The 23,684-nt window shown below is 53.7% G+C and carries 18 protein-coding genes; 7 read left to right on the forward strand and 11 right to left on the reverse strand.

Translation table 11 applies throughout. The features are described 5' to 3' along the window. Positions 1-12: 12 nt before the first annotated feature. The gene (locus RBH33_RS09235; protein ID WP_306731887.1) at positions 13-705 is read right to left on the reverse strand and encodes a cytochrome c biogenesis protein CcdA; all 693 of its coding nucleotides are present in this window, start codon (positions 703-705) and stop codon (positions 13-15) included. A gap of 217 nt (positions 706-922) precedes the next feature. On the opposite strand from RBH33_RS09235, the gene RBH33_RS09240 reads away from it, so the two are divergent. The 4 genes from RBH33_RS09240 (at position 923) to RBH33_RS09255 (ending at position 7,367) form a co-directional block, all read left to right on the forward strand. Beyond that, the gene (locus RBH33_RS09240; protein WP_306731888.1) at positions 923-3,316 is read left to right on the forward strand and encodes a winged helix-turn-helix domain-containing protein; all 2,394 of its coding nucleotides are present in this window, start codon (positions 923-925) and stop codon (positions 3,314-3,316) included. Between the two features lie 214 nt (positions 3,317-3,530). Beyond that, a complete protein-coding gene (locus RBH33_RS09245) occupies positions 3,531-4,157 on the forward strand; it encodes a class I SAM-dependent methyltransferase (RefSeq protein ID WP_306731889.1) in 627 nt (208 codons plus the stop codon). A gap of 514 nt (positions 4,158-4,671) precedes the next feature. Next, a complete protein-coding gene (locus tag RBH33_RS09250) occupies positions 4,672-6,432 on the forward strand; it encodes a hypothetical protein (RefSeq protein ID WP_306731890.1) in 1,761 nt (586 codons plus the stop codon). A 161-nt stretch (positions 6,433-6,593) separates the two neighbouring features. Then, on the forward strand, positions 6,594-7,367 hold the full coding sequence (locus RBH33_RS09255) for a GIN domain-containing protein (protein WP_306731891.1): 774 nt from the start codon (positions 6,594-6,596) through the stop codon (positions 7,365-7,367). Between the two features lie 60 nt (positions 7,368-7,427). Here RBH33_RS09255 and RBH33_RS09260 read toward each other — a convergent pair whose 3' ends face one another. Further along, the gene (locus tag RBH33_RS09260; protein ID WP_306731892.1) at positions 7,428-8,597 is read right to left on the reverse strand and encodes a helix-turn-helix transcriptional regulator; all 1,170 of its coding nucleotides are present in this window, start codon (positions 8,595-8,597) and stop codon (positions 7,428-7,430) included. A gap of 403 nt (positions 8,598-9,000) precedes the next feature. Here RBH33_RS09260 and RBH33_RS09265 point away from each other — a divergent pair, with 403 nt between their 5' ends. Beyond that, entirely contained in the window at positions 9,001-11,649 is a 2,649-nt protein-coding gene (locus RBH33_RS09265) for an Ig-like domain-containing protein (RefSeq protein WP_306731893.1), read from the forward strand. A 288-nt stretch (positions 11,650-11,937) separates the two neighbouring features. On the opposite strand, the gene RBH33_RS09270 is transcribed toward RBH33_RS09265, so the two are convergent. From RBH33_RS09270 to RBH33_RS09300, 7 genes are all read right to left on the reverse strand, one after another. Next, complete coding sequence (locus RBH33_RS09270; protein WP_306731894.1) at positions 11,938-12,234, reverse strand: Dabb family protein; 297 nt, start codon at positions 12,232-12,234, stop codon at positions 11,938-11,940. Positions 12,235-12,544: 310 nt separating this feature from the next. After that, positions 12,545-13,081 (reverse strand): hypothetical protein, encoded by a 537-nt coding sequence (locus RBH33_RS09275; RefSeq protein WP_306731895.1) that lies wholly within the window; start codon positions 13,079-13,081, stop codon positions 12,545-12,547. Between the two features lie 12 nt (positions 13,082-13,093). Continuing rightward, complete coding sequence (locus RBH33_RS09280) at positions 13,094-14,860, reverse strand: sodium:solute symporter family protein (protein WP_306731896.1); 1,767 nt, start codon at positions 14,858-14,860, stop codon at positions 13,094-13,096. 6 nt (positions 14,861-14,866) lie between these two features. After that, complete coding sequence (locus tag RBH33_RS09285; RefSeq protein WP_306731897.1) at positions 14,867-15,130, reverse strand: DUF4212 domain-containing protein; 264 nt, start codon at positions 15,128-15,130, stop codon at positions 14,867-14,869. 189 nt (positions 15,131-15,319) lie between these two features. Then, positions 15,320-16,294 (reverse strand): permease prefix domain 1-containing protein, encoded by a 975-nt coding sequence (locus RBH33_RS09290; protein ID WP_306731898.1) that lies wholly within the window; start codon positions 16,292-16,294, stop codon positions 15,320-15,322. Beyond that, on the reverse strand, positions 16,291-16,638 hold the full coding sequence (locus RBH33_RS09295; RefSeq protein ID WP_306731899.1) for a PadR family transcriptional regulator: 348 nt from the start codon (positions 16,636-16,638) through the stop codon (positions 16,291-16,293). Before RBH33_RS09295 ends, RBH33_RS09290 begins: the two co-directional genes overlap by 4 nt. Positions 16,639-17,016: 378 nt before the next feature. After that, positions 17,017-17,538 (reverse strand): porin family protein, encoded by a 522-nt coding sequence (locus RBH33_RS09300; protein WP_306731900.1) that lies wholly within the window; start codon positions 17,536-17,538, stop codon positions 17,017-17,019. 394 nt (positions 17,539-17,932) lie between these two features. On the opposite strand from RBH33_RS09300, the gene RBH33_RS09305 reads away from it, so the two are divergent. Together RBH33_RS09305 and RBH33_RS09310 are read left to right on the forward strand one after the other, a co-directional pair. Beyond that, positions 17,933-19,609, forward strand: coding sequence for an MFS transporter (locus tag RBH33_RS09305; RefSeq protein ID WP_306731901.1), 1,677 nt, complete (start codon positions 17,933-17,935; stop codon positions 19,607-19,609). A gap of 237 nt (positions 19,610-19,846) precedes the next feature. After that, on the forward strand, positions 19,847-21,472 hold the full coding sequence (locus tag RBH33_RS09310) for a methyl-accepting chemotaxis protein (protein ID WP_306731902.1): 1,626 nt from the start codon (positions 19,847-19,849) through the stop codon (positions 21,470-21,472). 56 nt (positions 21,473-21,528) lie between these two features. Here the strand turns inward: RBH33_RS09310 and RBH33_RS09315 are convergent, their stop codons facing one another. Together RBH33_RS09315 and RBH33_RS09320 are read right to left on the reverse strand one after the other, a co-directional pair. Continuing rightward, a complete protein-coding gene (locus RBH33_RS09315; protein ID WP_306731903.1) occupies positions 21,529-22,404 on the reverse strand; it encodes a diguanylate cyclase in 876 nt (291 codons plus the stop codon). Between the two features lie 133 nt (positions 22,405-22,537). Further along, positions 22,538-23,590 carry an alkene reductase gene (locus tag RBH33_RS09320; RefSeq protein ID WP_306731904.1) on the reverse strand — a complete coding sequence of 351 codons (1,053 nt, stop codon included), beginning with the start codon at positions 23,588-23,590 and terminating at the stop codon, positions 22,538-22,540. Between the last annotated feature and the right edge of the window lie 94 nt (positions 23,591-23,684).

A 23,684-nucleotide genomic window follows, 5' to 3' on the forward strand; every position in this document is an offset into this window, starting at 1 on the left:
GGACGTTACCAGTTATTGAAAAGCGAGAGAGGCGAAATAAGCCGCCGATACCATCATCAGTGCGGCCAGGATGTACTTGACGATGTTCATCCAGGCTCCGGCTTTGGGAAGTGCCGACACGGCGCCGCTAAAGGAGCCCACCAGAATGAGCAATGACGACATGCCGAAAGCGAAGATAAACATGAGTAGGGCGCCCCACAGCGGCTCACCCTGGGCAGCGACGTAGATCAAAAGAATGCCGAGCACCGGTGAGGTGCAAGGCGCCATGACCAACCCGGACGCTGCACCCATGGCGAAAGTTACCAATGGGCGGCCGAGCCGGTTTTGCGGCACGGGTATGGCTGGTGACCACTGCGGGATGGGAATCCAGCCGAGCATGCCCAGGCCAAATAGGGCGCACAGCAGGGCGACAAACAATAGCGCGATTGGGTGACTGGCAATTGAACCAAACAGATGCCCCGTGCTAGCCGCCAAAACGCCCAGCAGAGCGTAGACGACCGCTAGCCCAAGCACGTATAACACGCTGTTCATCACGGCCTGCGTGCGGTTGTTACTGAGCCGCCCGACGATACTGGCCGTAATAGGCACCATGGGATAAACGCAGGGCGTGAAGCTAGTCAGCAAGCCCGCCCCCAGCACCATAAGAATTAGTCCGGCAGAGACTTGTCCGCCAGCAAGTGCACTTTGAATGTAAGATTCCATCATGAGCTTCCGAGTTGTCGTGTTCCCAGGTACTCTAGCCATGACGGGGGCTGCTGTTATGAAGCCCTGATGAAATCCAGATAAATTCGAAGTGATATCTACAAATGGTTAATGAAATCAGTCGTTTATAGGCGATCCTGTGTGCCATGATTACACCGCTCGAATAACCTGAACGAGGGCTTACTGCACTGGCGGTGGTCTAATTACCTGCGGCACCTACATGATTCTCTTCAAATTCGGTTCTTACACGTACCTTCCTGCCACGGGCGAGCTGCGTGCCGCTGACGGTGCACCGGTCGCGCTGCGGCACAAGGTCAGCAGCCTTCTCACCTATCTGCTTGAAAATCGCGCGAGGCTAGTTTCCAAGCAGGAGTTACTGGAAGCGCTTTGGCAACACAGCGATTACCGCGAGAATTCCCTGACCCAATCCATCAAAGAGCTGCGCAAAGCACTGGGTGATAGCGCCCGGGCGCCCGAGTTTGTGAAGACGTTTCCCCAGCGTGGATATCAGTGGATAGCGCTCGTAACTGAAGAGCCACTTGACGCAGAGCCCGACGCTGGCGGTGAAGTGAAGAGCCCGACACCTGAACCGAGTCAAGCAAGTAGGAAAACCCCGCGAGCATTGGGTATCAGCTTTCCTCGCGTAGCGGTACTCGCCCTATGCCTTACGCTAATGGCCGGTGCCGCCTTCTGGCTGACTTGGTCCCAGCGGGGCACCGCCGTGACGGCGGATTCGTCCTCCGAGACGACGCCCTCGCTTTTGGTGTTTCCTTTCACCAATGAGACGGGCGACCCAGGCAAGGAATGGCTGGAGCTGGGCTTCGCCGATATGTTGGCCAACCATATACAAGCCTCAACGTCCTTGCGGGTGATGACGCCCGCCGTGACCAATGCCCTTTTGCTGAGCGAGCAACTCGACTGGCCGGCGCTGCCCGTGCACATTCGCGGCCTGCTCAACCAGCGACAGGAGGATTACGCGCTGTTGGGTAGCGTTCGCGAACACAACAACTCCCAGGTGCTGGACTTCCAGTTGTTGTACCGAGATGGCCGCACGAAGCAGGGCTCGATTATCTATCCGTCACTGCCGGACGCGACCGGGGCAGTGGCGCAACAAATTGTGCTTTTGTTACAGACGGAACACGACAGCCGACTGACCTTGAACGGCGCCAAGGGAAATTTTGCTCAGGGCCTGGCGGGGCAAGCGTTGGCGGAGGGAATGAACGCTCTCTATTTAACGGGGCCCCTGAGGGCTCATGAATTCTTCCAAGCAGCCTATTTGATCGATCAGCAAAACCCCTGGGCTTTGGCCTACCTTGCACAATCGAATGTTTTACTCGGACGCTGGCAGGAGGCGCAAGCGCAGCTGCGTGAAGTTGAAAGCGCTTTCGGTGGTGCCAGCCAGCAGCTCGATGCCTTCCGGCTGTATTGGCAGGCGGAGCTAGCCCACCGGCAGGGGAACAACACGCAAGCCCGGCACAAGTTGGAGCTGCTCTTCCCGCTGGTTGAGACACAAGCCAGTATGCAGCTGGCTGCGGATGCTTACCGGCTTCAGGCCCAGCTGGCGTGGTCGGATCGACAATGGGAGGAGCACGCCCGATGGCTCAGCAAGGCACACGATCTTATGCCTCGCCATGGCGACCTGCACATTGAGGCGGACAAACTCTACCATTTGGGAAGCCCCATCAGTAATGGCCTGGATATAGACCCCCAGCAGGATTTGGGCTTGAGCCGCGCGCGTTTACAGAAGGCTCTGAATTTGTACACCCAGCTGGGGAGCCAGCCCATGCTGGCCGCTACGCATTTGGCGCTAGCGCAAAATTATCAAGTCGACTTGGATGATCGGCTGAAATCACTGGAAAAGGCCATTGCGCTTTACCAAGCCACGGGACAGAAACACGAACTGGTGGATAGCTTGCTGTACGCCACCTTTTTCCATCTGCAGTTTCGCGAGGGCGTGGCCGCTGCAGACTATGCGGCACAAGCGCAGGCTGTTGTGGATGAGCTGGGCAACCACCGCTCGCAAAATGATCTGGCCTTCTTCAAAGCGTTCACCATCCTGGACCAAGGGCTCGATCAGCGGCACCTGGGTCTGCATGGACCTGATGACGACAAGTTAACGGCGGCCGCTGTAGCGTTGGGCGATTTTATCGCGTCAGTAGACTCGCCAGCATATCGGGCATCGTCACTGGTATTACAGGCCTGGGCTTACGCGGCGCTAGGTGAGCACGATCAGGCCTTAGCCATATTGGCACAGGCAAGAACTTACAGCCGCCAAGCCGCCATGCCTGTAACCGAGGGCTACGCCATCTATTCCGAAATGCGCATTCACCTGGCACGCGAGGATTATGAAAAAGTCATCGATCTCGCAAACGAACCTGTTGCCACACGCCAACAGTTGCTGTTCCTTGCCCGGGCGCACTATGAGTTGGGTAACTTCGCTCAGGCAGTACAGATCCAGTCCGACCTGAAATCCCGCTTCCCCTCTCAATGGACAGCGGTCGACGAAGAGCGCCATCAGGTTTATGTGCGCGCCAGTCAGACGGATACACCCGAGGAACTAACGGATGAACCGCCCATGCACGCGGTTTATTGCGAATCTGAATGGGATATTTAGACGGGTAGGGGAGCGCACCGCCCCTTTAACCAGGGGAGAACTACTACTCGGACACCCACTCTAATAAACGGCAATGAAGTGGATGTCGCGGATCGCACCAACACCATCCGCTGTTAAGTGACTATTCTACAGCTCTCCATGACGGGGCTATTTTTGCTAGGATGGCTTAACCAACACTCTTGCAACCGCTAACGTCGTTTATATGAGGAGTACTATGGATAACAAAAGCCTGGCTTCATCCCGTACCAGGGCGCGCGAAACCAACTGGCAAGCATTTTTTGCAGGTTTTTTGCGCAACCCACAGGAAGTCGGGTCGGTTATCCCCAGCTCTAGATTTCTTGAGCAGAGAATCCTGGATGCGGCCGATTTGACTGAGGCGCGCTTGGTAGTGGAGCTGGGACCGGGCACCGGCGGTACTACCCAGGCTATCCTCAGTAGTTTACCGGGGGACGCCAAGTTGCTCACCATTGATATGAGCAACGAATTTATTGATCTGCTCAATGAGAATATCTCGGATTCGCGCTTAATTAATCATTTGGGTAGCGCAGCGGATTTGTCCCGCATTCTTAAAGAATACAATCTCAGTGCGCCGGACGCCGTCATTTCTGGCATTCCATTTTCTACGATGCCGAAAGAGGTGGGCGCCAATGTGGTTAAAGCCGTGCGGGAAGAGCTGAGAGAGAAAGGGCGTTTTGTGGCTTATCAATTTAGGGGCGAGGTCGCCACCATTACTCGACCCTTTATGGGTGAGCCGGTGTCCTCGACCGAGTGGCGCAATGTGCCGCCCATGCGTGTTTATTGCTGGAAAAAGGCTGTTACCAACAGCCAGACTTCAAACTGATACGTTAGACAGGTTTCCTGGCGCCCTTGCAGTAGGGGCCCCTGGCCTCACCATCTTTCTCGCCCCCAGAATTTTCAGCGCCCATACTAACCAGACCCTGCGTTAACCGACTGTCGAGACCTATCCTTCAATGCTCACTATCTTGAAGGGCAAGGCTATCGGGCGTGTGATGCCCTAACCGCCACCACTTCAACCCTCTACGCACCTTCCCACTCCGTATCCCCACCAAAAAACCCTTGCGCAACTTAGATATGGTGTTATAGTTTCGTATAACAGCATATCTAAAGACGCCAGATTTGGCATTCTTCATCATGTAACCCGGCTCCGGCGGGGTCTCGCACAAGGACAGACACCATGAACAAGACCAGTACCGCCGCACTGTTTCTGGTGGCCGTGAGCCAAATTTCAGGCTGTGTATCCACGCCACGGCAGTAACGCCGGGCCACGTATTAGCTAGGACCAAGCGCTCGGCCAAGACAGCGTCAACGTTCTCTACCGCACAGGATTAGATTTTATGAAAACGATATTAGTATCAGCCGCACTGTGTCTAGTAGTTACAACGGCACCGGTGTTGGCATCATCCAAATCAACTGCGTTTACCAATGATGCTACAGCCCGACCTCCCTCTGTCAATTTTCCCGCTAACGGTGCCGAATATTGGGTAATGCGCAGCCAAGCGGTTGCGCTTGCAAAAAATGGGGAGTGGGAGAAGGCTATTCCGCTACTTGAGAAGTTAGTTAAACAATATCAGGACGATGGGGATACTTGGTTTCTTTTAGGGCACGGGTACCTGCAAATTGCACAGTATAGTAAAGCAATACCTGCACTAAAACAGACGCTTCAGCTTGGTACGATCCTGACAGGTGTAGAATCAACGTCTTACCCCTCCAACGATATAATGATCAATATAGCACACAGCTACTCCGCTTCTGGCAACAAGCCACAGGCGCTTGCTTGGATCCAAAAGGCTCTCGACTTTAGGTGGGACGACAGGATGTCACTCATTGAGAGCGACAAGTTTGAGAGAATCTCTGACGACTCAGAATACAAAAAGCTCTCTGGAGCTTTCCTTGAACAGAACTTATCTAGAAATGAGTACTGGACCAAAGACTTGCAATTCTTGCTGAGCGAAATTAAGCGTCTTCATGTTGATCCATACCACACAGTTTCTAAAGAAGACCTTTATATAAAAGCTGAATCAATCGCTGAACGGATCCCAGAACTGAGCGATCAACAAATTGTATTTAACTTTATGGAATTGTTGGCCAGCGTAGGAAATGGACATAACTTTGTTGTGCCTACTCACTCCTTAAAAGGTGCATTTACTCGGCTACCTGTGGAGTTCTATTGGTTTAGCGATGGCATATATGTAGTAAATGCTGAGCCTACCCACAGACACCTGATTGGGCGCAAAGTCATTACTGTGGAAGGAACCCCGGTTTCGGATGTATTAACTAGAATAGCGAGCATTAACGCCCGAGATAATGAGATGCAACAGTATTGGTTGGGGCCTTATTACCTGTCGATGCCCGAAGTTCTTAACGGGCTTGGCATAGTCAGCGACACGAAAGAAATCGCTTTCACTTTTGTTGACGAAAACGGAAATTCTGAATTAACTAAATTATCGGGTGGATCTTTCAATTTTTCAGGTTTTCCCACGCTCCCTGCTATTGAAAGTACTAACAACCCAGAGTATTTAAGAAGAAAAGATGAAAACTACTGGTATTTTGAGAATACTAAGGACAACTACATTTATGTACAGCTAAATGCCGTTGCTCAGAATGAATCACAGTCGATTTCTGATTTTAGCGATGAGATTCACCAACGAATTGCGGATAACAAGGTAGAGAATCTAGTTCTCGACTTGCGACACAATAGTGGCGGAGACGGTTCAATTCTGCCTCCACTGACAAGAGTTCTAATCCATTTTGAGGCACAAAGCAAAAAGAATCGGTTGTTTGTTATTGTAGGTCGTAATACATTTTCTGCCGCCCACTTGTTGCTGGCAGATATAAATAGGCTAACGGATGCAGTCATTGTCGGAGAGCCAAGTGGTAGTAGGCCGAACCATCTTGGTGAGGCCGGTTGGTTTAAGCTTCCGTATAGCGGCGTGTGGGGCATTGTTTCTTCACAGCATCATCAGGCATCGATGGCCGAGGATCACCGACTGTGGGTTGCCCCGCACTTGCCCGTAACGCTCTCTTCAGAAAACTATTTCTCAGGAGAAGATCCAGCCATGAATCAGATAATTGAAGTGATCAATCGGTCGAACTAGGAACATGACAATTGCAAACGCCTGACGAACTACAGTGATTTGAATTGGAACCTTAGGCGAAATTTTTGCATAGATTCCCGCCTACGCGGGAATGACGACAACATTTTAACTATGCTGACCACATTTTGAAAACCACTTTTTAATTTACGGGGACAAACGTTATGAACATAAAGAGTTTGATGATCGGCACTTTGTGCCTGTTGGCATCGGTCGGCGCAATCGCCGAACAAGTACAAACGCAAACGTTCGATATTGGCGACGTGCGAGAAATTGTTGCGAGTGGTGCCGCAGAGATTCATATAAGACAAGGTGCGACGCCTAGCCTGCGGGCGGAAGGAACAGAGGAAGTTCTGTCCCGCCTTATCGTGAAGGCCAAAGGTGATCGCTTAACTCTGGGAGTTAAGCCTGAGCCCGCACCGCGCCGCTGGTTCGGAGGTAACCACGAGACGCCCGTGTTTTTCCTTGAGCTGCCGGAACTGAGTTTGTTGCATGCCAGTAAGGCTGTGATAGTCACCCTGGACGAAATGAATGGCACGAACGTTGAAATAAAGCTCTCTGGCGCCAGCCGGGTGTCGGCTGACAAGATAAGTATCTTCAATCTGGATGCGGAACTCTCGGGTGCCAGTCGCATAGAAACGAGTGAGCTATCTGGCGAGAGTGCACGGATCGCGTTAAGCGGGGCCTCTAGAATTGACGTCAGCGCGGGCGGCCAGCTAAAGAAGCTAGACGTGCATGCCAGTGGTGCCAGTCGGTTTGAAGGAAGTTCGATTTTGAGCCAACAAGTGCGCGCAAGTGCAAGCGGCGCGTCCAACATATTGGTTCATGCGGAAGAGTCTCTGGATGGGAACGCCAGCGGTGCGTCACACATTCGCTACAAGGGCGACCCTCGTGTTCAGCAGCGGACGTCCGGCGCTAGTAGCTTTCAAACCCTTTAAAAGGACCCGCCGCCACCCCACCCTCACGAAAATTACGCGAGAGTGGAGCGCGTCCTCCGGTCAACCAACACCGCTACTTGCTGCCAACAGCGCTACCAGTTCCCCTTGGCGGCTGGTGTTGGTTTTCCGATAAATAGATTGCAAGTGGGATTTGACGGTTTCCCTGGAACGATTGAGTTGTTCCGCGATGTCGATGGTGCTGTAACCGCTGAGAAGAAACGCTGACACCCGCGATTCGGCGCGTGACAATCCAAAGAACCGCTCCAACTGTTCAGGACTAACGCTGGGACGATTGGCCCAGTCATAAAGACTAATCATCGCGCCGCCCCGTTTTGAGGCTTCTCCTGAACCCGGCTTGCCGGTGGCAAGCGGCGAAACGATGACTGTGAGATTTTGGTCTCCGTGGCTGTAGCACAAAACGGCTTCGGTTTGATCGGTTGATTCTAGCGAGGCTCGTACTGCTTCTGAAAGGCTGATGATGAATTCTCGGGAAAACTCCTTCTCATGGAAAGAGAACATACCATCCTCATTTAGACGCAAGCCCTTGTTATTGGCAATGACATCATCAGCCGTTTTATTTTTGAACACGACCTTAAAGGTAGCGTCGAAAATGAGAATGCCCTGCTGTACCTGATCAAGTGCTGTGCGTTCAGGAATATTCTCCCGTTTTAGTTCGCCCATCTTGGTGTACAGTTCCGCCGCCCGATTAATATGTGGCAGGAATTGATCAAATACCGCCAATTCTTCTCGGCTGAAATCAGGCTGATTTTCGGAACGCTGCATTCCAAAAAAGTTTAAGTATGTATCGCTGTGGAAGGCAATGGCACCCGCAGCGATACGAGCGCCGAAGCTGGCAAGCCATTCGTCTGCTCGAGTGACTTTGCCGACTTCCTCAATGTTCTCTATATCGAGGTTGGTAGCCACAAAGCGCAGCCCGTCGCGCTGACGCACCGCAATAGCGGTTTCGACCAATACATCCTGGTGCGCAACATTGTCAATGTAAAACTTTAAGGCATGTTCCGGAATGTTCACCACCCAATAGCCCAAGGGGACATTATTCTTGGTGTCGTAGATGGCGAAACTGGCGCTGTGTCCACCGAACACTTCCATAAACCGCTGCAGAAACGGCCGAAAGCCATCGCCACTGGTAACGGAGTCGTATATCAAACCGATTAAATCGTGGTAGTCGGGATTAAAGAAGACTGGGTCTTGTACGATGTTTTTATTCATATTGGCAAAACCCCGGATACATTGGGGCTCTCATTTTGGTCGGTTTTTATTGTTAGCCGCGCATGGACGACCGCTAGGGGCAGTGTAGCTGTTTTTTACGCCAGATTCCCCCGTTTGGGGGATTTTTTCCCCAAATGCCGTTGATAGGCTAACTGTCGGCTCACCAGCTCCATCGGCTCTCAAATAAGCACGTCAGGGTCGGGTTTCCCCGTTCCGGCTTTAAGCTTACGGCGATCTGGCTGGGTCCTAGTATGCTTACAAGTTATTGTATTTCGCGACATTTCCCCACTTTTGTGGGACTCTCCCTTTGGGCAACGGTGCGCTAGGCTGTTTAAGGGCATCTTTACCTTCATGGGGTTCTATGGAGTAACGGCCTCTACGTTGAGCGGAAATAGGTAAGAACATGTTTAAAGAATGGCTTATTGTTTTGGCCGCGGCCGTGGTGCTGACGGCTTGCGGGGGCGGCGGGGAGTCAGATCCTCCGGCAACTGGGGGAAACCATGGAGGCATCATAACCAGCCCACCGGACAATGAGGATGAACTGGACCCCTCAGACGTCGACGAAGTCGACGATAACGAGACGGAAACGGAAAGCGCACAACTCACGGTTGCCGTCTCCGGCCTCGCGGAAGGAACAACACTGTCAATTCGTGAGCGATTCAGTGGAGCAACGCTGGAGATCCAGGCCGACGGTGAGTACGTGGCATTGACAACTGAGCAAGCCTTCTCCTTTGAGGTTAGCGGCCATCCCGACAACCAGATTTGCGCGTTCGACAGCCCTGAAGGTCGCCTTATCCACGAAACCCTTCTGACCGTGGAGTGCGCCAGCGGTATCGAGCTGGTGAATGCAAAAATTGACTACGGTACGCACGAAGCCGTGTGGCTCGATGTGCGTACACCCACTTCAGGATTAACCCTTCAACTTGATGACGGACAGCAAACATACGCACTGGACGCGGAGCAACTTGGCCCTTACCTATACTTCGTTGTGCCGGGCGAGACAGTCCCCGGTAGCTATCGACTTGTGGCCAGCACAGCGGAGCGCGAGTTCGAGCTAGACATCGACATCACACAAACAACTTTACCCTCCGGCATGATGCCAAAGGACTACCTCGTCGACCGGGTAGACGCGACAATTATTGAGGCAGATTCGCTACTTGCAAGTCTTGCTGGCGTCGACCCAGAGTTGGAAGCCTTCGTTGCGCAGGCCAAACAGTTGTTGTTGGACCATCGGGGCGAAATCGCCGATCTAGACCCTGAGGAAGCCGAGCAGATTGCTCTGATACTGCATGCGAATATTGTCGAATATCCGGAGGACGATTATGTGGCCGCGCAGAAAATAAGCGGATGCATGCCGCATGCGAAACAGTTCGTTTCCGGTGTAATTGTGGCGGTCTACAGCGTTGCAATAAGCCCTACGGGACCGTTAGGGGTATCAATAGCGGCCGTTGGCATCGCCACTGGCGTACTGCTCGTAGACAACGGCTTGAAAGGTATACGGGATCATTGTTTCGGGCCGTTTGACGACGCTCTTGCAAAATTGGCCGAGCTCTCTACCTTTCGCTCATCAAATAAATTTGACTCTATGCGCAAGAGTGTCGCCAGTGAGTTGGTGTTTACCCACTCCGAGTCAGCCGGATTTCAGGTGAGTGTTGTTCAGCCGTACCAACTTTCCGAGCTGGTCACCGATCACGCCATTGGTATGGCTCACACGCTCGCAGATTATTACGAGAGCGCGGCCGATCTCTTTCGCAATATAGGCTTGGAGCTGCCAAAACCGGATTTCCTAGCCGAACTCGGCAACCTGGAGCGAGAGGTAGAAGAGGAGCTTGAGGTCAAGGAACTGACCGTTGCGGTGATATCTCCACAGCACATTGAGGTTTCCGCCGAGAATGTTGGTGCCGCGCTCGAGCTTGAATTCGCTTTTGCCTCGGGTCAGGCCAGTGACGATCCGGTTGCGTTTTCATTTGAAGTGGCAGACAGCGCTGGGGACTGGGCCCAAACTTTCGACGCCGTGCTAAAGCCGTTGGGCCCGCCGAGTGCATTTCAAAGTGCTAGCTCGATGGTACTTAAAAACGGGGGTTGGCGGGATGTTCTTGACGCCCACAACGCGGAGTTGTTCGAAATCGTAGATCACCCCGATTATGGAGAAGTAGTACTGGATGACGAGAAACTCGGCATCTACACGTACCGGCCCGATTTTGATTATACGGGTGATGATCGGTTCACTTTCGTTGTAACAAATGAGTGGGGGGACTCATCGGTCAAAGAAGTTCAACTGAACATTGGGGAAGATTGCAACGACGTATCGGTCGAGACCAACCACCGCGTCTGTTGGGAGTGGGTGCCGGGCATAGAGGCGAGGCATCTTATTCAACTGGTAGTTAGAACACTCGGTAGCCGAGATCAATCATCCCCAGAAGCGTTAAACACCATCTCCGAATTTTGGGCCGGCCCTCAACGGCTTGGGCGTCGTTCGGAGAGCATATCTTCTGCGCCAAACGAAACAAATGAATATACTGACTACCGCCGCATAAACGTTTGGCAGGTCAGTTACAACTCGATGGCTGATGAGATCGTAATCGAATATGCGGCCGGGCACTATCAGATACCCAATGGAACGCAGTTATTATGGGGAAACCGTCAACGAACGGTAATGGATAGAGATCCGGACAGGGATGTTTTTGTCGTCAAGTCAAGAACCACAGCGACTGTTGCGACCCGCTCGATCCGCGCCGGTACTCGTTCTGACATGCATCGAGTCGATGGTTCAGACATATATGGCGGGCCTCTTTATTCCACAGTTACTACGCAATGTGGAGAGTGGCAGTCGAGCGACGGAGGCTGGGTCCGGTACTCAACGCGCCTGGGGGGGTATCAGCCAAACTTGATCGAAGATGACTTCACCGACACTGAGGAAGAGCTCTCGAACATAGAGAGCTGCCCGATAGCAACCGACTTCTCTCTTCTCGATGACATTGGCCCTGAAATTCCGCCCAGCGAACTTCAGCTGCTCGACTGGGACCAAATCGTCAACGGCAGTGGAGACTGAGTCCTGTCATAACCGATCGCCAGGGACAAAGGACTAATGGTAGTCGGAGCGTGAAGAGTACACGGACGTACGAATAAGGATTTAGGTACATGGATGTACCACTTTTAATTTTAGCTTTTTTTCGCTTTCAAGAGTTCGCCCAAAAGAACGAGGTGTTCCAACCTGCCCGTAGGGTCTGAACAAAGTAGTTTTGACTGGGGGAAGGGTAGGCCGACGCAAGCGAATTTAGTACTTGCGCCGAGAGCGCGTAAAATTCACTTAGGCGGCGCCGGCCTGGTGCAGCACTATTTAAACTTGATAATCGAAAACAACAATATCTTCCAACAGCGGGATAAACACTTCCTTTAAAGCGCTATGCTCTGGGTGCGGAAGATAGCGTTGGCGAGCCTCTTCGTCATCGAATGTCATCAGCACAGCATGAGTAAATCCTTTGTTCTTACCCTCTGGACTGTCATTAAGCCCCCACTCCACGGCGCTTACGCCTTCGATCTTATCCGGCATTGACTCGAACAGGTCTTGCAGAGCCTCAATTTTTTGAGGGTGGGCACTACTTTTAAACTTGATCAATAAAATATGGCGAATCATTTGGTCCTCAACTTCTGTGGGCCGCTAAGCGGCTCGATTCTGGTCGGCGGGACTATATCATGTTTGCTTTTGGAAGAAATCTCAAAAGTCGATGATGGAAAACAGGAGAACTCCGCAACTGCAGTGATCGGGCAGCCAATTCGGTTGGCTTTCTGGAAAAAATGGATTCCCGCTTTCGCGGGATGACGAGTCAGCGGGGTAAGGAAGAGGTGGTTGTCCTGCGCTGTGCGGAGCAAACCCGGAAGTGGTGGCCCTGGCACCGGCCTCAATCACATCGGCCGCGACAATGGAACCGTGAAAGGATTTGGCGCTAGCGCCGGTTCAGGCCGTGACATACCGCCGCAAAGAGTGGATCGTCATGGTCCAGTTGACGCCAATGTTCACTCACAGGTTCTCCAGGAGAAGGAAACTCTAACTGCTCTGAAAACATCGCCGTCGCGCGCTGGGCGCAGTGAAAGACTTGCCGTATGCGTCGTGCCGGGAGTCGGCGTTCAAACACGTAAATATCGGCTAGAACCAAATCAAGGTTTGCGCGGTTCACCGAGGCATTCTCGACGTCAACGGCCATAAAGCGCACCGTTTGCGGAACCACGTAACTCCACGGCCGCCAAGGGACCGATTCCTCTACGCTTCTCACTACCTGTACGCCTTGCGGCAGCAGGCTGCGCTGATGATGAAACCAGTCGTATTCGCTGTAGATTTGAAAAGCCAACATGCCCAGGCCGGCAAATGCCGGCACCGTCCATTTCGGCAGGCGCTGTCTTGAAAAACGCCTCACAGCCAGAGCAACGCCGGCTGCACCCAAACCGGCGAACGCCGTGGCCACAATTTCCCAGAACATCGCCATGTTTAATACAGCTTAATGATCAATGGCTTTACCCGCACCGCGCGGATACCGAACGCTTTCAACCAAATCTTGAATTTCTTGTGGCGGCTCTTCGGTTAGCAGGGATACGCCATACGCAACGGAGAAATTTATCAACGCACCGACCGCACCAAACGAGAGTGGCGAAATGCCGAAGAGCCACGTTTCACTGCCGTTGGCCAGCATCGCTGTACCGGGGATGAAAAACACCCCCAGATACAAAGCGATATAGATCGTGGTGGTGAAGAAGCCCGCGAGCATGCCGGCCATGGCGCCCTTACTGTTCACGCGCTTGGAAAAAATACCCATGATCAGCGCGGGAAAGATCGACGCTGCTGCAATACCAAAGGCCAACGCCACCACTTGAGCAGCGAAACCCGGCGGATTCATACCGAGCCAGGTGGCCACTACTATGGCCACCGCCATGGAGATACGCGCTGCGCGTAATTCCCCCTTTTCACTGATGCTGGGGTTAATCATGCCCTTGATAAGGTCGTGACTGACCGACGAGGATATGGCCAGCAACAAGCCCGCTGCGGTTGATAAGGCCGCGGCCAAGCCGCCAGCGGCAATCAACCCAATGACCCACCCCGGTAAGTTAGCAATTTCAGGGTTGGCCAATACCAAGATGTCGTTGTTAAACGTAAGCTCGTTGCCTTCCCACCCTCTGGCTTCCGCCACGTCGCGGAACTCTGGCGTATCGTTGTAGTACTGAATGCGGCCGTCTTCGTTTTTATCCTCGATTTGAATCAAACCTGTGGTTTCCCAGGTTTGAATCCAATCGGGTCGCTCGCTGTATTCCAGCGCAGGCTGATCTGTCCCATCGGGATAAATGGTGGTCAGAAGATTCAACTTGCCCATGGCCGCTACGGCGGGCGCAGTGAGGTATAGCACAGCAATAAAAACCAGTGCCCAGCCGGCTGACCAACGCGCGTCGGCCACTTTCGGTACGGTGAAGAAGCGAATGATTACATGGGGCAAACCAGCGGTGCCCAGCATAAGCGATAAGGTAAACAACACCATGTTCAACCTATTGGACACATCGGCGGTGTAATCGCGGAAACCGAGATCCCGCACAATGCCATCCAACGTTTGCAGTAAGGGCATGCCGGAATCCACATGAGTGGAGAACAAGCCCAGCGGTGGAATGGGGTTATTGGTTAGCTGCAGGGAAATAAATACGGCGGGGATGGTGTAAGCGGTAATGAGCACCACGTACTGAGCCACCTGGGTGTAAGTAATGCCTTTCATGCCGCCGAGCACCGCGTAGAAAAACACCACTATGGCCGCGATCAACAGACCCTGATCATTTGATACTTCCAAGAAGCGCGAGAACGCAACCCCCGCGCCGGTCATCTGCCCAATCACATAAGTCACCGAGGCAACAATAAGGCAACCGACCGCAACCACGCGCACGCCGCGACTGTAGAAACGCTCACCAATGAATTCCGGCACGGTAAACTTGCCGAACTTGCGAAGGTAGGGAGCCAGCAACATGGCCAACAATACGAAACCGCCGGTCCAACCCATCAGAAAAGTTGAATTGGCGTAGCCGCCCGCCGCCAGCATACCAGCCATGGAAATAAACGAGGCGGCGGACATCCAATCCGCTGCCGTAGCCATGCCGTTGGCAACCGGGTGAACCCCTGCGCTGGCTACGTAAAATTCCCGGGTTGAGCCGGCCAGCGCCCAAATGGCAATGGCGATGTACACCGCGAAAGATGCGCCTACGAACAGTAGGTTAATGGTGAATTGACTCATGCGGGCTTATTCCTCTTCCAACCCAAACTCTTTATCGAGTTTGTTCATACGCCAGGCATAGAAGAAGATCAGGCCAACGAAAGTGATGATGGAACCCTGCTGGGCAAACCAGAAACCCAGGTCCGTGCCGCCAATGGGAATGTAGGATAAGAGCGGCCGCAGAAGAATCCCGAACCCGTATGAAACCAGCGCCCACACAAACAGGCAGCCCGCGATTAAGCGTAGATTAGCCCGCCAATAGGCGGCACCGTTATTATTAGATTCGTTCATGGTGTTTTCCCAGCGTTGAGGCAGGACACCATGAAAGTAAAGGATTTGACGGGCTATAGCAACCGGCTGACGCGTGCCAGGAAGAAATTAGACGAGAGGCTCAAATGACGGGCAAACAGCCGGCAATATCCCAACATGTCGCAGCAACGCCCGGGGAGCTTTCAACCGTAGCTCAGGAACACCACCGAGTTAAACGGCTTCAGCCGCGCCTCGGCATTTGCTCTCTAACAGGGCGACGAGTTGATCGCTGTTGTGCATTTCACCATTAATGGTCAGCAAGACTCGTTCGGGCTCTCCCAGATCGTTGATTACTGTGAGCGAATAGGCTCTTCCCAATACCGGAAGAAAGAACGCCTTTCTGTAAGGGATTAGTGTAAAGCCTGTAACTCTGGTTAGCGGTACGACGCGTTGACGAAATGGAGTTTTGAGAGTTAATTGATCGTCACTGATGCGAATTCGCGACCAAGCTTGTGGAACCGCCGAAAGTATCTTAATACCTAAAGCTGACAAGAAAATGTTGAGAATCGGGCCGTTCGGCGCCATAAAGCCCACCCCAAATAGCCCGAGAACGCACATCAAAGTGACCGCTCCGATACCTAAAAGTAGGAACACGGCCGCCACTTTGGCACTTTTGGGGGAATACACCTCCAACGCCGAATCGTCGCGCTCGGACTTAGTGACCAGTGAGTGGGTCGGCTTAGCGCTTAGGTTCCAACACGTGGTCCACGCGCTCATGGCGGCTCCAAAGAAAAGAAAGTAAAAGAAAAAATGCACCGTTGCGACTACCCAACTCTGATCAACGCCTTGAGAAAGCCAGTTGAACAAAGACATCAAGACCGCGTAGGGAAGTCCAAATACGGGTATGTTTCTAACAAACTCGGAGCGTTTCTCCCGGCGTTGCTCAACACCGAGCTCCTTTGCTGATCCGAAACCACCCAGGGCTTCATGGGCAGCCTGTTCGGACGACATTCCCTTTTCCATTAACGCGGCATGATGCTCCAATAAGTGATCCCGAACTTCTTCCAGAGTTTCTTTGCGCACCTTGGCTGAACCGACTAACTCGGCATCCAGTTCTCTAAGGAAGTCGTTGATTGCCGAAACATCGGTCAACAACTCTTCTGGAAAAGCATTGGAAGTAAATCGAGTCAACACGCGCAAGTTCATATCAGCTCCTTGTTGTCTGCCAGGATCGTGCGCTGTAACAGAAGCGCCACTCGCTGCCATTCGTACACCCGGCTCTGCAAGTAGGCTTCGCCGGGCACGGTCACTTGGTAATATTTTCTGGGCGTTCCCCGGTCGCCAGGCTGGCGAAAGGAAGTCAGCAATTCACGGCGCTCCAGGCGGTGTAATAAAGGGTAGAGAGTCGACTCCTTAAGGATGTCGCCGTCCTCCCCCAGTTGCTCACGCAGCGCAACTAAAATCCCAAAGCCATAGTTCGGGCCCCGGCGCAGTACGCTCAGCACTAGGGTGTCCAAAAGGCCTTTTAGGATTTGTTCATTGTCGTTCATGGTTTAACCATACAATGTAAAGCTTGTTTACGCAAGGGTTAGAGGCGAGCGCTGTCATTACCATCCAACATAGCCACCAATTCGCCCCGGACCTGGGGAAGACGTCTGGTGAGGGTCCTCGGCTGTATAGGCGAAGCTCATTGCCGTGGAGGACAATGCATTGTGAAAGCAGCTGATTTGGGTGACGGGCTTTCAACCCAATGTAAACGGGAAGCTGCGATGTGTTGAGCCGGGCACATAGGTAACGATGAAATCTGGATCCCCGCCTACGCGGGGATGACGAAAGTAAGGGGGTGAACCTGGATCCCCCGACAGCGCGGGATGATGAGAGCAAAGGAATGATGAGGAAAGGAAGAGGGTGAGGCTGGAGCGAACGTGTTAGAAATAAAACCCTATCGAAACTTCCGGATACACCTCCGTGCAATCCCCGTAGAGGGTGTCGTCGCAATTGTGATTGCGGATAGCCACTACACCGGCCCGCACCATCCAGTTGGGTGATTGCTGGAGAAAGACGCCCGCGCGACCGCCGTAAGCGGAGAGGTCTTCTCGCCCTTCGATGAACGTGCGCCGATAAAGGGCGCCAATGTAAGGTTGAACCGTTCTGACGTGGGTGAATACGTAGGTTAGCGAGGGCGCCAGCTCGTGGATATTTCTCTCCCCACCGAGCCATGATCCGGCATCCAGCCCTAACTCCAGCCCGTCGGCCAAATAGTAACCCAGCCCAATCCCCACTTGTACGTAGTTGTCGCCAAAGGCGCTGGTGGCACTGAGGCTGCCACTGAATCGAACTGTGCCACTGGAAAACCGGTCCGCGTGCGCGAGCGCAGGCCCAAGCAACAGCGATGCACACAGCGCAAGGCGAGATACGGAACGAATCGTGTTCGGGAGAGCGGTACGCATAGACTCCTCCTTAAAAACCGGAAGTGCTCCTTGCTGTCACAAGGCGTCTTCGCTGAACGGTAGAGTCTACCCCTTGTTCTACAGGGTTCCAATGGTGGGCACCGCAGTCAGCCAGCGAATGCCGCCGACCTCCTCGACTCAAGCGTCCGCCGTATCCTCATAACGATCACCCGGGTTCGGCTACCTGTCTGACTACCGTCAACAGACACCGATTTGTCATGGATGAACGAACCCAGGGAGTAGGGCATCAAGTGGTTTAAATCTGGACCCACAGCTACCCGTTCACCTCGGAGTGGCCTGCACCACAAAGACTGGATTTTCAACGCCAAGGTGGTTAAGCTAGGCTCCGAAAAATGGTTGCGCTACCATAACAATTATTAAGGAGGGCCATTCTGTGGCAACTACTCAACTCGAAGATCGGACCGCCAGGCTACGCCTGCGGGAAAAACTGGGTTATGGCTTTGGCGACTTCGGCTTTAACCTCTACTGGGTCACCATGGGGTCCTTCCTGGCCGCTTTCTACACCGATGTCTTTGGCCTCCCGGCTGCTGCCGCAGGGACCATGCTGTTCGCGACCAAAATTATTGACGCCTTTACCGACCCGGCCATGGGTGCCATTGCCGACCGCACCCAGACGCGTTTGGGGAAATTCCGGCCCTACCTGCTCTTTGCCGGCATCCCGATGGCCGGCGCTGCCGTCCTCACCTTCAGCACTCCCGATCTCGGCGACACCGGTAAGCTGGTGTATGCCTACATTACCTACACGCTGATGATGCTGATGTACACGGTGCTCAGCACCCCTTACGCCGCCCTTTCTGGCGTAATGACGGCCGACAGTCAGGATCGAACCTCCCTGTACAGCATTCGCTTCATCTTCGCCTTTACCGGCGGCTTCTTTGTTAACTATTTTACGCTGGACCTCGTCAGCTACTTCGGCCAGGGTGATCTCGAGAAGGGCTGGCAGCTAACCATGACGCTGTACGGTTTCATCGCCGCGTGTATTTTTTCGGTGACCTACTTCACTACTAAGGAGAGGGTCAAAGCTCCAATTAAACGCATTAATGACCCGGTACAAGATATTGGCGACCTTCTCAAGAATGGCCCCTGGCTAATCCTGTTTGCCCTGGCCATTATCATCATGCTGGTCATCACCATGCGTGGTGGCTCTTCTTACTATTACATGACGTACTTTTTGGAGCGCCCGGACTTGCTGGGGCTGTACCTAGGGTTACAGATGGCCGCTATGGCCATCGGTGCCGCCAGTACGCCTTTGATGACCCGCCATGTGGACAAAGCCCGGCTAATTCTGATTCTGATGGTCGCGGTGGGCATACTCTCGATCATTTTCTACTTCGTGCCCAAGCCCGATGCGAATGGGGTGGTCACCATCAGTGGGAACGATCCTGTAACCGTTGAAGCTGATCGAATGATCTCTGCACCGCCGGAAGATGCTGATTATCAGTGGCAGGTACACCAGCGCTCCTTCTGGGTATTCACCAAAAAAGTGGATATTCCTGACGAGACGTATCAAGAAGCCACGTTTGAAAACTTTCATGGCAGAACGGTGAGCGTACTGGCCACTTATACCGATGAAGAAGGCAATCGCGTTACTGTAGACAGTGGCACCTTTCCGGTAGAACTGATGATCATTTTCTTATTGAATGTTTTGATCAGCTTCTGTCTCGGCCCGAAATCACCGATCACTTGGTCCATGTACGCAGACGCCGCCGACTTTAACGAATGGAAGACGCACCGGCGAGCAACGGCCATGACGTTTGCCGCCGCCACTTTCTCCAAAAAGCTCGGTTCGGCAACGGGTGCGGCAGGTATTCTTTGGATACTGGCAGCCTTCGGTTACGTAGCGAACGAAGCCCAAAGCGGTGCCTCTCAGGGCGGTATTGTGTTGCTGCAAACCGCTGCTCCTGGGATAGCGGCGCTGATCGCTGCTGTATTTGTACTGTTCTATCGCCTAACACGCGAAGAGCTGGCCGTTATTCAGAGTGATCTGAAAAAGCGGGACGAGGAAGCCCACCTCATGAACACGGATGAGCCGCCGCCCGTAACGCCCTAAGCGTTTGGACGCGTAGGACTTAAAAAGGACTTCGAAAGGCCCTTGGAGAAATCTCCAAGGGCCTTTTTTTTTACTACAAGGCCCAGCCTTTCTCCTCTGATTGCGCGGGCCGCAGGCCGCTCGCCACGACCTCGCCCCCCAAGTGTGCTTTCGAACTCTCAAGATCCCTCTATTTGTGCCGATATCGTGGGTTGTATAGATGTAGCGCTCCTTGGGCGCCTTGAAAGGAAGTACCCCATGCTCGCAACCACCGTAAAAACCAAGCTTTTGCTCACTATTGCCTTACCCTTGATTGCCCTGGTACTGCTAGCAGGCAGTTCTGTTTGGATCATCAGTAACATTGAGCAGCGTATGGAGTCGCTGTACGACGATCGGGTAGTGCCCCTGCGCCAGCTGAAAACCATCGCTGATGAGTATGCGGTACGGGTTGTGGATGCCGTAAATAAAGCCGATGCTGGCCTGATTACGGCCGAAAGAGCGCTTGAAGACGTGCGCCTAGCACGCGTCAGTATTGATGGGTACTGGAAAGACTACATGGCGACCCAGCTAACTCCGCAGGAGAGTACACTGGCGCGGCAAGCCGGAGGTCTTTTTGATCAAGCCAATCGAGCCCTGGACCGCCTTGAGACGCGCTTGACCCAATTGTCTGGCAACGTGGGCGGCGAACTAGGGGACTTCAACGGCCCGCTGTACGCCAGCATTGACCCCATTAGCGGCAAGATAACGGAACTTGTGGACCTACAGCTCGACGAAGCGGCGTTGTTGCATGGGGAAACGGTCTCCCTCTATCAGCGATCGGTGACACTCTTTTTGGGTGGAAGCCTGTTAGTGATTCTTCTCGTAGCCGCCGCTGGCACCTTGACCTACCGCGCCGTAGCACCGCCCTTGCAGCGCATGCGCGAAACCATCGAGCAAATCGGTGCCACCCGCGATCTTACCTTGCGCCTGGAGGTCACCAACCAGGACGAGCTGGGGGCCACGGCTACATCGCTGAATCAGACTTTTGACGTGATTCGGAAGGTCGTGGCCGATATTGAAGAGCAGACGCTTCAACTGGCGTCGGCTGCCGAGGAGTTGTCCGCCGTTAGCACGCAAACCGACCAGAACATCACGCTGCAGCAACGCGAAACGGAGCAGGTCGCTACGGCCATGAACGAAATGGCTCAAACGATTCAGGAAGTAGCGCGCAACGCCAGCGAAGCCGCAAGCGCAGGTGGCCGAGCCGACACCGAAGCCGCCGAGGGCGGTAGCATCATTACCGGCGTCATTGAGTCCATTGGCCAGCTAGCTACTGAGGTCGGCCAAAGCGCCGAGATTATCCATCGACTGGAAGAGCAAAGCCGCGAGATCGGAGGCATTCTTGACGTCATCCGTGGTGTGTCCGAGCAAACCAATTTACTCGCGTTGAACGCGGCCATTGAAGCTGCTCGCGCTGGCGAGCAGGGCCGGGGCTTTGCTGTGGTAGCTGACGAAGTCCGTACCTTGGCCGGGCGCACTCAGGAATCTACCGATGACATTCAGATCAAGATTGAGCGATTGCAATCCGGAACTAAGGGCGCAGTGGTAGCCATGCAACGTGGCCAGCAACTGGCGGATCAAAATGCCGAAGAAGCCCGGCGCGCGGCTGGAGCGCTGGAAACCATAACCGGGGCGATCAGCGCCATACACAGCCTCACCACCCAGATTGCGAGCGCCGCCGAACAGCAGGGCGTTGTGGCCGAGGAGATCAATCGGAACATCACCACCATCAGCACCATCGCCACTGAGAATGCCGCCGGAGCAACACAAACCGCATCCTCAAGTCAGGAAGTCGCCAGGATCGCCGCTCTGGTACGGCAACGGGTGGAGCAATTCCGGGCGTAGCCGAACGGCCTAGTCATGACCCCGCGCTCTGACCTCTCAGCGATACCCCTGATTGGTCAGAGCGCGGAAACATCCAACCACAGCTCAGACCGCTCTACGGGCGTGGCAGTCGGCAACGTGGGGTTGTCCAAGGGAAAGACTAACCGCTCGGAAAGATTGGCTTTCTGCAATACATCTTGAACGGTTTCGTTGCTGAAAAACAACTCGTCGAATCCACCATCAGCAATGGCAAGATTCAAACCCCTCTCAAGATCGGCTGCCAGTTGCGGCCGGTTTTTGCTGGTGTACATATAAAACGGCATGCGATAAACCAGCATTAAACGCTTTTCCACCGCCAATTCCAGGTCCGATTCAGTATTCCAGGACACTACTTCGCCAAATGGCTCATTGACCCCGCGCGGGAAAGCGTCAAAGCGCTCACCGTCGACCATATAAAAAAGGCTCGGAAACTTATTCACTTTCACCACGGTCAGGCCGTTGTGCTCCAAAATCTGGGTATCTGCCCAGCGGGCGCCCTGTCCGAAGGTCACATGCTTTAAATCTTCAAAGGTTTCTACGCGGTCAAACAGTGCTTGATTGTCTCGATGAATAATAAAAATTCGGTGTCCCAACAAACCTTTGAATAGGGGTATTCTTATTGGCTGCAGCAGCTCTTCCATTTCTTCATTGGTGGCTGCGGACATTATGTCCAACACGCCCCGCGTGACATTGTCGATGGTGCGTGCCTGGGTCATGCCGCCCTCTACCAGCTCGATTTCATAGTCCTTATCGAGGCGACTTATGGCCAGTTCGAGCATAGCCAGGGTGTAAAAACCGTTGGGATTTTGAGGGGCGTTAAAACGAATCTTAGTCGATTCCTGATCTTGAGCGCTCAAGGGCAAAACAAATCCCAGTGAGAGAAGGAGCAGAACACAAGTACTTATTTTTTTCATTGTAGGCAACCTGCCGAATTAGGAGTAGTTTCTCCGTACCTAGTTTGACTCCTTGTGTTGAGTATAGCAAAGGAGCTCGAAAGAGCGTTCGCGCACCCTGACTCATGCCTCGCGGGACGAGTCGAATACGAGGTTACTCCATCTGTGGATAGTCTGTGTAGCCCTCGGCCCCAGAGGCGTAGAACAGCTCGGGGCGGGGGTTATTGAAAGGAGCGTCCAGCGCAAACCGTTTCGGCAAGTCGGGGTTCGCAATATAGAGTTTTCCAAACGCCACGGCGTCCGCTTTGCCTTCCTTTAACCATTGCTCGGCGAGAGATTGGTCAAAGTTCTCATTGGCAATATAAATCCCACCGAAGAGTTCTTTTAGCTCTGGCCCCAAACTGTCTTCACCGGCGTGCTCACGGGTGCAGATGAAGGCGATGTTTCGCTTGCCAAGCTCACGAGCAACGTAGCCAAAGGTCTCGCGGGGATTGTCATCGCCCATATCATGGGCATCGCCCCTCGGTGCCAAATGCACGCCGACCCGGCCTGGTGCCCATACGCTCAGTACAGCATCGGTGACCTCCAGCAAAAGCCGCGCGCGATTCTCAATCGGCCCACCATACTGGTCCGTGCGGCGGTTGGTGTGGCTTTGCAGGAATTGGTCGAGCAGGTAGCCGTTGGCACTGTGGATTTCCACTCCGTCGAACCCGGCCTTGCGGGCGTTCTCAGCACCTACGCGATAGGCTTCAACGAGCTCCGGAATCTCTGACGTTTTTAGGGCTCGGGGCGTAACGTATTCTCTTTTGGGCCGCACCAGGCTGACCGTGCCGTCCGGTGTTAACGCGCTGGGCGCTACCGGCAATTCGCCGTCCAGGTAGACCGGATCCGAGATACGGCCCACATGCCACAGCTGCAGTAAAATGCGGCCGCCTTCAGCATGCACGGTTTCGGTGATCTTTCTCCAGCCTTCCACTTGCTCATCGGACCAGATACCCGGCGTGTTCGGGTACCCCACGCCCATGGGTGACACACTTGTGGCCTCACTCAGGATCATGCCCGCCCCCGCGCGCTGGCGATAGTACTCGCGCATCAGCTCGCCCGGCACCCGACCCGGTTCAGCTCTGCAACGGGTCAGTGGGGCCATGATGATGCGGTTAGGAAGCTCCAAATCACCAATGGTGATGGGGTCGAATAGGGTAGGCATAGGGACTGCAAACTCCTCGGGAAACAATAATACTCGGGCCATGGTAGCCGCTAAGGACGGCTGGCTCCAGGCGCGTTAGAATGCCCGCCTTGGA

This window comes from Marinimicrobium hydrolyticum (assembly GCF_030848505.1).
Lineage (GTDB): Bacteria > Pseudomonadota > Gammaproteobacteria > Pseudomonadales > Cellvibrionaceae > JAVDDU01.